This window comes from Micromonospora sp. NPDC005171, from assembly GCF_040608575.1.
In the GTDB taxonomy this organism is placed as follows: domain Bacteria; phylum Actinomycetota; class Actinomycetes; order Mycobacteriales; family Micromonosporaceae; genus Micromonospora.
In genome coordinates, this window is the sequence record NZ_JBEXIM010000001.1 from 740,641 (window position 1) to 752,503 (window position 11,863).

The 11,863-nt window shown below is 71.7% G+C and carries 12 protein-coding genes; 4 read left to right on the forward strand and 8 right to left on the reverse strand.

The features are described from left to right. Positions 1-3: 3 nt before the first annotated feature. From ABZU74_RS03460 to ABZU74_RS03470, 3 genes are all read right to left on the reverse strand, one after another. Positions 4-1,230, reverse strand: coding sequence for a histidine kinase (locus tag ABZU74_RS03460; protein ID WP_355417948.1), 1,227 nt, complete (start codon positions 1,228-1,230; stop codon positions 4-6). 39 nt (positions 1,231-1,269) lie between these two features. Further along, positions 1,270-2,841, reverse strand: coding sequence for a sugar transferase (locus ABZU74_RS03465; protein ID WP_355418248.1), 1,572 nt, complete (start codon positions 2,839-2,841; stop codon positions 1,270-1,272). A gap of 263 nt (positions 2,842-3,104) precedes the next feature. After that, complete coding sequence (locus tag ABZU74_RS03470; protein WP_355417951.1) at positions 3,105-3,965, reverse strand: DNA-formamidopyrimidine glycosylase family protein; 861 nt, start codon at positions 3,963-3,965, stop codon at positions 3,105-3,107. Between the two features lie 136 nt (positions 3,966-4,101). Here ABZU74_RS03470 and ABZU74_RS03475 point away from each other — a divergent pair, with 136 nt between their 5' ends. Next, positions 4,102-5,373, forward strand: coding sequence for a glycosyltransferase (locus ABZU74_RS03475; protein WP_355417954.1), 1,272 nt, complete (start codon positions 4,102-4,104; stop codon positions 5,371-5,373). 167 nt (positions 5,374-5,540) lie between these two features. Here ABZU74_RS03475 and ABZU74_RS03480 read toward each other — a convergent pair whose 3' ends face one another. The 5 genes from ABZU74_RS03480 to ABZU74_RS03500 all read right to left on the reverse strand — a co-directional run bounded on the left by ABZU74_RS03480 (position 5,541) and on the right by ABZU74_RS03500 (position 9,316). Then, positions 5,541-6,263 (reverse strand): CDP-alcohol phosphatidyltransferase family protein, encoded by a 723-nt coding sequence (locus ABZU74_RS03480; protein WP_355417957.1) that lies wholly within the window; start codon positions 6,261-6,263, stop codon positions 5,541-5,543. Further along, entirely contained in the window at positions 6,238-7,305 is a 1,068-nt protein-coding gene (locus tag ABZU74_RS03485) for an iron-containing alcohol dehydrogenase family protein (RefSeq protein WP_355417960.1), read from the reverse strand. The genes ABZU74_RS03480 and ABZU74_RS03485 overlap by 26 nt, the downstream gene beginning before the upstream one ends. Then, positions 7,293-8,024, reverse strand: a complete 732-nt coding sequence (locus ABZU74_RS03490) for a phosphocholine cytidylyltransferase family protein (protein ID WP_355417963.1) — start codon at positions 8,022-8,024, stop codon at positions 7,293-7,295. Before ABZU74_RS03490 ends, ABZU74_RS03485 begins: the two co-directional genes overlap by 13 nt. Positions 8,025-8,102: 78 nt before the next feature. Continuing rightward, positions 8,103-8,870: a hypothetical protein gene (locus ABZU74_RS03495; RefSeq protein ID WP_355417966.1), complete on the reverse strand. Its 768-nt coding sequence runs from the start codon at positions 8,868-8,870 to the stop codon at positions 8,103-8,105. Continuing rightward, complete coding sequence (locus ABZU74_RS03500) at positions 8,867-9,316, reverse strand: NUDIX domain-containing protein (RefSeq protein WP_355417969.1); 450 nt, start codon at positions 9,314-9,316, stop codon at positions 8,867-8,869. Before ABZU74_RS03500 ends, ABZU74_RS03495 begins: the two co-directional genes overlap by 4 nt. A gap of 112 nt (positions 9,317-9,428) precedes the next feature. Between ABZU74_RS03500 and ABZU74_RS03505 the strand changes: the two genes are divergently transcribed. The 3 genes from ABZU74_RS03505 (at position 9,429) to ABZU74_RS03515 (ending at position 11,560) form a co-directional block, all read left to right on the forward strand. Next, the gene (locus ABZU74_RS03505) at positions 9,429-9,821 is read left to right on the forward strand and encodes a CBS domain-containing protein (protein ID WP_030487774.1); all 393 of its coding nucleotides are present in this window, start codon (positions 9,429-9,431) and stop codon (positions 9,819-9,821) included. A gap of 79 nt (positions 9,822-9,900) precedes the next feature. After that, entirely contained in the window at positions 9,901-10,359 is a 459-nt protein-coding gene (locus ABZU74_RS03510; RefSeq protein ID WP_355417972.1) for an ester cyclase, read from the forward strand. 106 nt (positions 10,360-10,465) lie between these two features. Beyond that, positions 10,466-11,560 carry a PLP-dependent aminotransferase family protein gene (locus tag ABZU74_RS03515; protein WP_355417975.1) on the forward strand — a complete coding sequence of 365 codons (1,095 nt, stop codon included), beginning with the start codon at positions 10,466-10,468 and terminating at the stop codon, positions 11,558-11,560. Positions 11,561-11,863: the final 303 nt, after the last annotated feature.

Here is an 11,863-nt window from a genome sequence, read left to right on the forward strand (position 1 = left end):
CGCTCACGATCCTGCCCGTACGCCGGGGTGGAACTTCGGCACCCGCATGCTCACCTTCGTACCCGAGCCCAACCCGGTTTCCACGACCAGGCCGAACCGGTCCCCGAAGACCGACCGCAGCCGCTCGTCGACGTTGGAGAGGCCGACGTGCTGGCCCGTGTCGTCACCCGGGTCGCCGGTGCCGCGGGCCAGCTCGGCGATGCCGGCGGTCAGCGTGGTCGGATCCATTCCCACTCCGTCGTCCTCCACCGTGATGTGGCATTCGGCGCCCGCGTCCCGAGCTTCGATGCTCACCATGCCCGTGCCCGGCTTGCGGGACAACCCGTGGCGAACCGCGTTCTCCACCAACGGCTGGAGGCAGAGGAACGGCAGCGTCACCGGCAGCACCTCCGGGGCGATCTGCAACCGCACCTGCAACCGGTCGCCGAACCGGGCCCGCTCGATGGTCAGATAACGGTCGATCGACCGCAGCTCCTCGGCCAGCGTGGTGAACTCCCCGTGCGCCCGGAACGAGTACCTGGTGAACTCCGCGAACTCCAGGATCAGCTCCCGGGCCCGCTCCGGATCGGTGCGCACGAACGAGCCGATCGCGGTCAGCGCGTTGTAGATGAAGTGCGGGCTGATCTGCGCCCGCAACGCGCGGACCTCGGCGCGGGCCAGCCGCTCCCGCGACGAGTCCAGCTCGGCCAGGGCGAGCTGGTTGCCGGCCCAGTGCGCCGTCTCCAGGGTGGCCTGCACCAACCCCGGCGGCGGTGGGCTGTCGGCGACCGCCACCAGCGCGCCCACCACCCGGCCGTCCGCCGCCAGCAACGGTGCGACCACCGCCCCCCGGATCGGGCAGTCGACCCGGTCGCAGTGCAGCTCCTGCTCACCCAGCACCGTCGAACGGCCGGAGTCCACCGTCCGCCGGGCCGCCGCGAGCAGTTGGTCCCCGTGGTGCGTGCCGCGTCCGTCGAGGGCCAGCAGCCGGTCGGCGTCGGCGAGCGCCAGCCCGACCGCGCCCACCAGCGCCCGCAGATGGCGTACGGCCTTCGCCGCGCCTGCCTCGCTCAACCCCGCGCGCAGCGGCTCGGCGGCCAGGCCGGCGGTGTGCAGCACCTCGTAGGTGGCGCGCTGGGTGGCGGTGGCGATGCCACGGCGGGCGCGCAGCCGCAGCACCGCCAGCAGGGCTGCGGTCAGCGCGGTGACGAGTGAGACGACGCCGACCACGGCGGAGAGGTTGGCAGCCACGCAGCGATCCTCGCCCCTGCGAGCCGACGAGCCAACCCTCTAGTACGCGCCCTTGCGGGCGAGCACCACCCCGACCGTGCGCCACAGGATGCTCAGGTCGTACGCGAGCGACCAGTTGTCGACGTAGTAGAGGTCCAGTCGGACCGACTCGTCCCAGGACAGGTCGGAGCGGCCGGAGACCTGCCACAGGCCGGTCATGCCGGGGCGGACCAGCAGGCGGCGGCGCACGTCACCCAGGAAGTCACCGTCGTCGGCCGGCAGCGGGCGCGGCCCGACCAGCGACATCTCGCCCCAGAGCACGTTGATCAGCTGCGGCAGTTCGTCGAGCGAGGTGGCCCGCAGGAAACGACCGACCGGGAAGACCCGAGGGTCCTCCTTCATCTTGAACAGCATGCCGTCGGTCTCGTTGCGGTCGACCAGGCTGGCCAGCCGGTCCTCGGCGTTGACGTACATGGTCCGGAACTTCCACACCCGGAACGTGCGTCCCTCGTGCCCCACCCGGGGCTGGCGGAAGAAGACCGGCCCGGGGTCGGAGATCCGGATCGCCACGGCGATGGCCAGGAAGAGCGGGATCAGCAGCAGCAGGCCGAGGCCGGCGGCGACCCGGTCCATCAGGTTCTTCGCCAGCAGCGCCGGCCCGGAGAGGGTCGGCTCCTCGACGTGCAGCAGCGGCAGACCCTCGATCGGCCGGATGTGCACCCGGGGCCCGGCGATGTCGGTCAACTGCGGGGCGACCACCAGGTCGACGCCGGAGCCCTCCAACTGCCAGGCCAGCCGACGCAGCTCGCCCGGCTCGGCGCTGGCCGACCCGCAGACCGCGATGGTGTCCCCGCCGACCTCACGAACCAGGGCCAGGACGTCGCGTCCGGCGTACACCGGAACCGGGGTCGGCATGCCCCGGGCAGCCGCGTACCCGTCGGTGATGTGGATGGCGACGGGCATCAGCCCGGCGGCCGGGCTGCGGGTGACCGCCGCGTAGACCTCCAGGCACTCGGGCAGGGTGCCGACCAGCACCATCCGGTGCGCGGCCTGGCCGGCCCGCCGCCGGATGTAGTGCAGCGCCCAGCGGGCCACGAAACGGCCCCACAGGATCAACAGCAGCGCCCCGAGCAGCGCCGTGCCCACCGTCCAGCGGGACAGCGCGGTCTTGGTGGCGAACGCGAGGAACGAAACGCTCGCGGCGACTGTCACCGCGGCCCGGATGACCCGCTTGAACTCGTCCGGGCCGAGCCCCAGATAGCGCCTGTCGTAGGCCCGGTTGCTCCAGAGAATGACCACCCAGCCGAGCGGGAGCAGCAGGTACGAGACGGTGTGGAACCAGGTCGGGTCCTGCTTGAGGTCGTTGAACCCGGAGGCGGCCTGGTCGAACAACTGGATCGCGATCCAACTGGCGAACGCCGCCGCGCCGAAGTCGAGCAGCAGCAGGATCGCGATGTAGGGACGGTGCCAACGGGAGACACGACGTCGCGCCCTGGTCCACGCCGACCGAGGGACGCCGTTGTGGGACGGCGGCGTCGGCGGCTGGATCTCGAAGCTGTCGACGTGCCGCACGAGTCTGCTCCGGCCTTCGTTGGTTACCGGGCGCTGGAGGCTTGCCGTCACCTCACCCATGTCCTCCCGCATGACACGGGCCGCTCACTCACCGTGAAGGCCCGGTCGCCCACCGTCCCAGTCTCCCACGCGGGCTCCGACCGGTCGCCGCCCCGAAGGAGATTGGCGACCGACGGTGCTGGCGGGATCTGGCCGGCTCCGCACCATTTCAGAAGCCGGGGACCGGGCCACTATACCGATGGATGCGCGCGTGACCAGAACGGCGGACCGGAGCTTCCACTCAGTGAGGGCGATTCCGCTCCGTAGTCGTGGAGTGGAATTACTCACCGTACGAGACGGGACAACCGACGGTCAGCGAGCGGCTTGCCGCCGGTCTGGCAGGTCGGGCAGTACTGGAGGCTGGAGTCGGCGAACGACACCTCGCGCACGGTGTCCCCGCACACCGGGCAGGGCAGCCCGGTGCGGGCGTGCACCTTCAGCCCGGAGCGCTTCTCACCCTTGAGCTCCGCCGCCCGCTGACCGAGGGACCGCTCGACCGCGTCGCCGAGGACCTGTCGGGTGGCGGCGTGCAGGGTGGCGATCTGGCCGTCGGTGAGCCGATCGGTGATCGCGAACGGGGACAGCTTCGCCGCGTGCAGGATCTCGTCGGAGTACGCGTTGCCCACCCCGGACAGCACCGACTGGTCGGTCAGCACCCCCTTGACCTGCCCCCGCCGGCTCCGCAGCCGCTCGGCGAAGGTGGGCAGATCCGCGGCGAGCGCGTCCGGGCCCAGCTTGGCCACCCCGGGGACCTCCGCGAGGTCGGTGACCAGGTACGCGGCCAACTTCTTCTGGGTGCCGGCCTCGGTGAGGTCGAAACCGGAACCGTCATCCAGGCGTACCCGCACCGCGATCGGACCCTTGCCGGGACGCAGCGGGGTGGTGGCGGGAAACGCCTCCCGGTAGTGCAGCCAGCCCGCTCGCGCCAAATGCACCACCAGGTGCAGGCCACCCTCAAAGAGGACATCGAGGAACTTGCCGTGCCGACTGGCGTCCACGACCGCCCGACCGGCGACCTCGGTCGGCGCCGGCTGGTATGTCTTCAGGGCGCTGATCGCGGCGATCTCCAGCCGATCGACGCGCCGCCCCACCGCGCGCTGACGCAGGTAACCTGCGAGCGCCTCAACCTCCGGTAGTTCGGGCACGACACAACGGTAGCCTTCTTTGCCGTGAGCGTGCGGAACGAGCGTGCGAGTTCCCACCGCGAGCGCGAGGAGTGAGCTTGCGAGCCCCGCAGTCGCGAGCAACAGTCGGCACAGCCGCGAACGAAAGGCGAGCTCCGTGAAAATCGTGGTGGCACACAACCGGTACCGGCAAGCCCAGCCCTCCGGTGAGAACACGATCGTCGACTCGGAGATCGCTCAGCTCACCGCCGCTGGCGTCGAGGTGCTGCCCTTCATCCGCAGCTCGGACGAGATCCCGTCGATGTCGAAGGCGGCGAAGGCGCTGCTGCCGATCTCGCCGATCTGGGCTCCGCGCGCCCAGCACGACCTGAGCCGGCTGCTCACCGAGCACCGGCCGGACGTGCTGCACCTGCACAACCCGTACCCCCTGATCTCGCCGTGGGTGGTGCGGACCGCGCACCGGCACGGCGTGCCGGTGGTGCAGACGGTGCACAACTACCGGCAGGTCTGCTCATCGGGGATCTACTTCCGCGACGGCGTGATCTGTCAGGACTGCAAGGGCCGGGCGTTGGGGGTGCCGGCGATCAAGCACCGCTGCTACCGCGACTCGGCGGTGCAGAGCGCGCTGATGGCGACCACCCTGGCCGTGCACCGGGGCACCTGGCGCTCGGTGGATCGGTACATCGCGCTCACCTCGGCGATCGCCGATCACCTCCGCGACTACGGGATTCCGGACGAGCGCCTCGTGGTGAAGCCGAACTCGGTACCCGACCCAGGTCGGCCGGCGCCGCTCGGTGACGGCTTCCTCTACATGGCCCGGCTCTCCCCCGAGAAGGGCGTCGACCTGCTGCTGGACGCCTGGCGTCGGCACCCGGTGGGTGCGCTGGGCACGCTGCGGGTGGCTGGCGACGGTGAGCTGCGCCCCCTCGTGGAGGCAGCCGCCGCCGAGCGACCCGACGTCGTCTACCTCGGCCAGCTCGACCGGGCCGGCGTGCAGGCCGCGGTCGAGGCGAGCGCCGTGGTGATCGTCGCCGCGATGTGGCACGACGTGCTGCCCACCGTGATCATCGAGGCGTTGGCGAGTGGCCGGCCGGTGCTCGGGACGGCGTTGGGCGGCATCCCCTACCTGGTCGGGGCCGACGCCCCGCACGAGCCCGCCGGCACCGGGCCCGCCGAGAACGCCTCGGCCGTCGCCGGGGGTGGCGGCGGGTCAGCCATGCCGGCGGGGATCGACCTGGGCGAGGCCGGTTGGGTGGTCGCCCCGGAGCCGGCGGCGCTCGCTGCCGCACTGCCGGTCGCCCGCGCCGGTGCGTCCGGGCTGACAGTGGCCGCCCGCGCCCGCTACGAGCGCATCTTCCACCCGGATGTGGTCACCAAGCAGCTCATCGACATCTACGCGGGCCTGGCCCGCAATCCCACCCACGTCTGAACCCCGCCCCGCGCGGCTGGGCCCGCGCTGCCCTGTCCTGCCCTGCAGGATCGCGCTCGATCCAGGAAGTAGTCCCATCTGGCTGCTCCGAGGCCACTACATCCTGGATTGAGCGCGATCTTGGCCCTCCCGTGCGGATCTTGCGGACGGGCGACGCGCGGGTAGGGTCAGCGCAGGGAAGCGCGGGCGGAGAAGGCGATGCTGGCCAGCAGGAAACCGCCGTTGACGATCGTGAAGGCGATCATCACCCAGAGGACCAGTGCGGGGGCCACGGCCAGCACCAGGGCGGCCACGAAGATCACCGCGCCGTAGTCGCGGACCAGCTTCACCAGGCGCACCGGCAGCGAGGTCGAGGTGACCATGCTGGCCGCGTTCGGGCCGGCCTGCATCACCGACGTCACCAGGTTGACCATCCAGGTGCCCGCGAAGGTCGCCACGAGCCAGGTCGGCGTGGCCGGCTCCTGCGCCACGGCGGTGGCGGCCAGGGCGGCCACCAGCGCGATCTGCGCGGCCACGTCGCAGAGCACGTCGACGCGTGCGCCGGCCGCGCTGCCCTGGCCGGTCACCCGGGCCAACTGCCCGTCCGCGCAGTCCAGCGAGTACGCCACCTGCCAGCCGACCAGGGCGAGCAGGCCGACCACCCAGGCCGGTACGTCCCCGGCGGCGACCGGGCCGGCGAGCGCCACAACGGTGACCGAGGTGGCCAGCCCGAGCACCAGGTTGGTGATGGTCAGCGCGGTCGGTCGCAGCCCGAGCCGCTGGGCGACGAGCGCGAAGACGGCCCCCAGCCACTGGCTGATGGATTCGCTGAACAGGCCGCCGCCCCGGTTCACCCGGTGAAAGTCGGCGACGGTGGGACGGGGGTCAGCCAAGCTGGTCGCGGATTGCACCGGCGTAGTCTGCCAGCCGCTCCCGGGTCCCGGTAGGCGACAGTGCCAGGTGTTCGAGGATGGTGTACCGGTCCGGGCGGGTACGCGGCGCGAACTGCACCGCCTCGATGAACTGGTCGTCGGTGAGCGCCACCTCGGCGGGGAGCCGGGGCAGGCCGTGTCGGGCCAGGCAGGCCGACATCTCCCCGAAGCGGCGGAGGTCTCCGCGCAGCCAGGTGCAGAACAGCGCGCCCAGCCCGGCCAGCTCGCCGTGCGAGGCGGTGCCGGGAAAGAGCGAGTCGACAGCGTGCATGATCTCGTGGCAGCCGCCGCTGCACGGACGGCTGGTGCCGTCGACCGCCATCGCCAGGCCGCTGGAGATCAACGCCTCGGCGAGGACGATCACGAAGGCGTCGTCGCTCATGTCGCCGGGGTGGTTGAGCACCGCCTCGGCGCCCGCTCGCGACAGTGAGGCGGCCAGCCCGTCGACCGGCTCGCCCCGTACCTGCCGGGACAGCTCCCAGTCGGCCAGCGCGCTGATGTTGCTGATCACGTCGCCGATGCCGGCCCGGTTGTGCCGGTCCGGGCCGCTCTCCACGAAGTCCAGGTCGACGATCACCCCGATCGGGATGTGGACGCCGTAGGAGCCCTTGATCCCGTCGGTGATCAGGCTGGCCACCGGGGAGGCGATCCCGTCGTTGGCGAGGCTGGTCGCCACCGACACCATGGGCAGCCCTCGGCGGGTGGCTGCGTACTTGGCCACGTCGATGGTCTTGCCGCCGCCGATTCCTACCACCGCGTCGTACGACCGGGCGCGGAGTTTGCCGCCCAGGTCGTCGGCGGCGTCCAGCGTCCCGCCGGAGACGGTGAACACGTCAGCGGTCCGCAGCGACGGTCGGATCAGCTCCGCGATCTGCGCGCCCTGACCCGGGCCGACCACCACCGCGACGTCGCCCCCGGAGGAGATCCGCCCGTCGGCCAGGATCGCGCCCAGGTCGGCGACCGCCCCGCGTCGCACGTCGATGTGCAGCGGGGTGAGGACGCTCCGAGCTAGTAGCGGCACGCGATCTCCCGAGCGCGGGCCAGGTCGGCGTGGTTGTCGACCTCGACCCACGGGACGTCACCGATCGGCGCCGCCCGCACCTCCCCGCCCCGGTCGGAGAACTCCTGGTAGCCGTCCTCGTAGTAGAGGTTCGGGTCCCGTCGCCAGGTCGCCTCCAGCGCGTCGGCGAGGGCGTCGGCGACCTGCGGCTCGATGAGCGTCGCGCCGATGTACTCCCCGTACGCCTCGCCCGGGTCCATGATCTTGGTGATCCGGGTGAGCTGGCCGGCGGCGTCGAAGGTGGTCTTCATCTCCTCCTCGGCCAGCGGCTTGAGGGTGTCCACGGCGAGCAGGATGCCCGGGCCGCGCTCGGCGAGCAGGGTCTTCTCCACGCTCACCGGGTGCACGGTGTCCCCGTTGACCAGCAGCACCCCGCGCGCGAAGTACTCCCGGGCGAGCCAGAGCGAGTAGGCGTTGTTCCACTCCTCGGCCTTGTCGTTCTGCACCAGGGTGAGCGTGACCCCGTACCGCTTCTCCAGGTCGGCCTGCCGCTCGCGGACCGCGTCCGCCGCGTAGCCGACGACGATCACGATGTCGGTGAGCCCGACCTCGGCGAGGTTGCCCAGCGCGATGTCCAGGATCGTCGTCTCGCCGTCCACCGGCACCAACGCCTTGGGCAGGGTGTCGGTGTACGGGCGCAGCCGTCGTCCCGCTCCGGCCGCGAGCACCATTCCGATCATCGCGACATCCTCCCTCGTCCTGCTCCCGTCACCGCTGGAGGATAGCGCCGGCTGGGTGTGCCGCTCCGGCCAACCGGGTCAGCCGGGCAAGGCCGCCAGGTCGGCGAGCATGGTCAGGCGCTCCTCCGCGCTGAGCGCGGCGTACGGGCCGGCGGCCCGCCGGTCGGTCTCCAACTCGATGGCGAGCCGTTCGGGGCCGGGCGGCAGGGCGGCGATGCTCGACGCGGTGTGCCCGGCGGCAGCCCAGGCGGCGGCGTGCGCGTCGGCCCGGTGGTGGCGCAGCGTGCCGAGCCGGTTGAGCAGCAGCACGCCCGACGGGGTGCCGTCCGGTTCGTACGGGGGTGCCAGCGCGGCGAAGGCAGAGCCGTCCCGGTCCCCCGCCTCGTCGGCCAGCACCAGGGCGTACGACAGCAGTCGGCCGAGCAGGGCCACCAGCCTGGCCACCCGGTCGTCGTGCCCGGCCCACAACTCCTCGGTCACCTCGGCGTGCACCTGGTACAGCTCGGCGAGGAAGGCGGCGCCCCGCTCGGTGGCGGAGAGGGAGCCGTCCGGGCCGCGGTAGATCATCCCGTGTGCGACCTGCTTGTCCACGGCCCGCCGGCAGGCGACCGGGTCGTGGTAGCGGGTGATAGCGGCGAACCCGGGCCCGTCGACGGTGCCACCGGGTGCGGCCAGTCGGGTGCGCAGGTCGACCAGGAAACCGGTCGCCGTCACTCCGCCGTAGCGCTGGGACAGTTCGGCGCCCCCACCGTCCCGGCCGGCCAGGATGCCGGCGCGGAAGGTCCGGTCCACGGCTGGTGCGAGCAGCCCGGCGATCCGGTGCGGCGGCAGCTCGACGGTGTTCACAGACCGATCGACCGCAGGACGGCGAAGCTTTCCTCAGCGATCCGTCGGATCAGCCCGTCGTTGACGTCGCGGTGTTCGTCGAGCACTGTCACCTCGTGCTCGGCCAGCCAGCGGTACTCGGTGTGCTTGCCGGCCTCCAGCGTCGGCCGGTCGAGGTCACCGTCGACGCGGACCAGGAAGTCGTACTCGGTCCGGGCCAGGCCGTCGTCGCCGACGTAGCTGTACTCGCCCACCTGACCCAGGACGTGCGAGAGGAACCAGCCGGTCTCCTCGGTGATCTCCCGGCGTAGCGTCTCGTCGATGTCCTCGCCCGGCTCCACATGGCCGCCGACGATGTCCCAGCAGTTGGGAAACAGGCGTCGGTGTGGTGAGCGGCGCTGAAAGAAGATGCGGCCGTCATGGTCGACGATCAGCGCGCCGGCGCAGCGCAGGGGCTCGGTGGACACGATCCGACAGTATCCAGCGTCCGCAGCTTGTGCGATGCCGCTCTTGTCCCGGAAACATCCACCGACCACCATGTCCGTACCGAATGCCACCGTCCCAAAGGGGTGATGTGTGATGCAGGTACGGGATGCGATGTCCAGCCAGGTCCTCGTCGTCGGTCCGGAGCACACGCTCCGACAGGCGGCCCGGATGATGTCGGCCCGCGGTGTCGGGTCGGCGGTCGTGATCGACCCCGATTCCGAGGGTGTGGGGATCATGACCGAACGCGACGTGTTGAAGGCCATCGGCGCCGGCCTGGACTGCGACGTGGAACGCACCGGCGCCCACCTGACCTGGGACGTGGTCTACGCCGGGCCGGAGTGGACGGTGGCCGAGGCCGCCGCCGCGATGGCCCGGGGCGGGTTCCGACACCTGGTGGTGCTGGACGGCCGGGAGGTGGCCGGCGTGATCTCCGTCCGGGACATCATGCGGGTCTGGTCGGAGAGCCAGGCGGTCGCCACGACCTGACCGGGGTGTGCCGGGCCGGATCGATGGGTAAGCATCCCTTGCGGGCGCGGAGATGCCGTGGCCCGCGGGGGAGGTCCCGATGCGCGACGCGGAGCGGCTGGTCGAGCAGCAGTACGCCATGCTCCTGCGTCGGGACGTGGCCCGGCTGCCGGATCTCTACGCCCCGGAGGCGTTCTACGCCATGCCGGGTGTGACGGTCCGGCCGATCGAGCTGCCTGCGCTGCTGCGCACCTGGACCGGCGCCTTCGGAGATCTGCGGGTCGACCCGATGGGCGCGGTCCGCACGGGTGGTGGCGCGGCGGTTGAGCTGCGCCTGACCGGCACCCACACCGGCACCCTGCATTCGCCGTACGGCACAGTGGCGCCCACCGGCCGCCTGGTGAGCTGGGAGGTGGCCGACGTGGTCCGGGCCCGCAAGGGTCGGATCACCGCCTGGCGCTCCTACTTCGACTGGAGTCAGCTCCTCGACGCGCTCGGCGTGCAGTTTGAGGGGCTTTCCCGGGCCGCGCAGCACGACGCGCTCGCCCTTCCGGTCTGATCTGCCGCCGACCGGTGGACTGCTGTCACCCGACCCGGTGGCTCAGGATGCGGACATCGCCGTGCCGACCGCGCGTTCCCCGCCGCCGCCCGTACGCTCAACATCCATGACCGCCGAGCAGTTGATCTCCTTTGCCCGTGGGGCTCCCTCGCTGGACATCGTCGATGTCGAGGGGCTCAAGGCCGCCGCCGTCCGCGCCTTCGACGCCGACCCTGCGGGGGTGACGGCGTACGGCACCTCCGTCGGGTACCTTCCGCTGCGGAAGTGGATCGCCGAGAAGCACGGGGTCGAGGCCGACCAGGTGCTGGTCACCAACGGGTCGCTCCAGGCCGACGCGTTCCTCTTCGACCACCTGGTCCGCCCCGGCGACGCGGTGGTGGTGGAACGCCCGACGTACGACCGGACGCTGCTCAACCTCCAGCGGATGGGCAGCGAGTTGCACGGCGTCGCGGTCCAGCCGGATGGCCTGGACACTGCCGAGCTGCGCAAGCTGCTGGAGTCCGGGGTCCGGCCCCGGCTCGCGCACGTCATCCCGAACTACCAGAACCCGGCCGGCATGACGCTCTCCCTGGAGAAGCGCCGGGAGCTGCTCGACCTGGCCGTCGAGTACGAGTTCACGATCTTCGAGGACGACCCGTACGCGGACGTCCGCTTCCGTGGCGAGGCGCTGCCGTCGATGCTCTCGCTGGACACCCGCAACGTGGTGGTGCACGCGTCGAGCTTCACCAAGACGGTCTGCCCGGGTGTGCGGGTCGGTTACCTGGTCGGCCCGGCGGACCTGATCGCCTCCATCGCGAAGAACGCGACGAGCCTCTACATCTCCCCGGGGATGGTGTCCCAGGCGATCGTGCACCAGTTCTGCGTCTCCGGTGACATCGACCGCTCGATCGAGACGGTCCGGGCGGCGCTGGGTGAGCGGTCCCAGGTGCTCGCCGAGTCGTTGCGTCGGCACCTGCCGCAGGCGCAGTTCGTGGAGCCCGACGGTGGCTACTTCCTCTGGGTGGAGTTCCCCGAGGACGTGCTTGTCGACCGGCTCGCCCCGGCGGCGGCCGAACGCGGGGTCGCCGTGGTGAAGGGCAGCGACTTCATGCTGGACGGCGGGCGGCACGCGCTCCGACTGGCCTTCTCGGCGGTGACCGCCGACCGGATCGACGAGGGTGTCCGGCGGCTCGCGGCGGCTGTCGAGGCCGTTCGCAGCTGAGTTAACTGTCGGGTTCCCGACAGAACGACGATGCCGGCCGTCCTGGGGCTCCCCTCCGGGCGGCCGGCTGGCCCACAATGCTGCGAGCGTCACCCCGCCAGCTGCGGAGCCCACCGCCCGGCCTCCGGGCCGGTTCCGCCCGGGTTGACGCGGCAGCACAACCTCCCGCCCCCACAGGTGCCGGGCGGGCCGTGTCGTCCCCCGCACACCCCCCGATGCGGCCCGGCCCGCCCGGCGCCGCCCCGCGCGACCGCCGTCACACCGGTCCTCGACCGCAGTCGGCGTAGCCTGCAAGCCGCAGCT

Coding starts and splice junctions, on each gene's coding strand:
- ABZU74_RS03505 (WP_030487774.1), top strand. CDS start 9,429: ATGCAGGTACGGGATGCGATGTCCAGCCAGGTCCTCGTCGTCGGTCCG.
- ABZU74_RS03515 (WP_355417975.1), top strand. CDS start 10,466: ATGACCGCCGAGCAGTTGATCTCCTTTGCCCGTGGGGCTCCCTCGCTG.
- ABZU74_RS03490 (WP_355417963.1), bottom strand. CDS start 8,024: ATGATCGGAATGGTGCTCGCGGCCGGAGCGGGACGACGGCTGCGCCCG.
- ABZU74_RS03510 (WP_355417972.1), top strand. CDS start 9,901: ATGCGCGACGCGGAGCGGCTGGTCGAGCAGCAGTACGCCATGCTCCTG.
- ABZU74_RS03465 (WP_355418248.1), bottom strand. CDS start 2,841: ATGGGTGAGGTGACGGCAAGCCTCCAGCGCCCGGTAACCAACGAAGGC.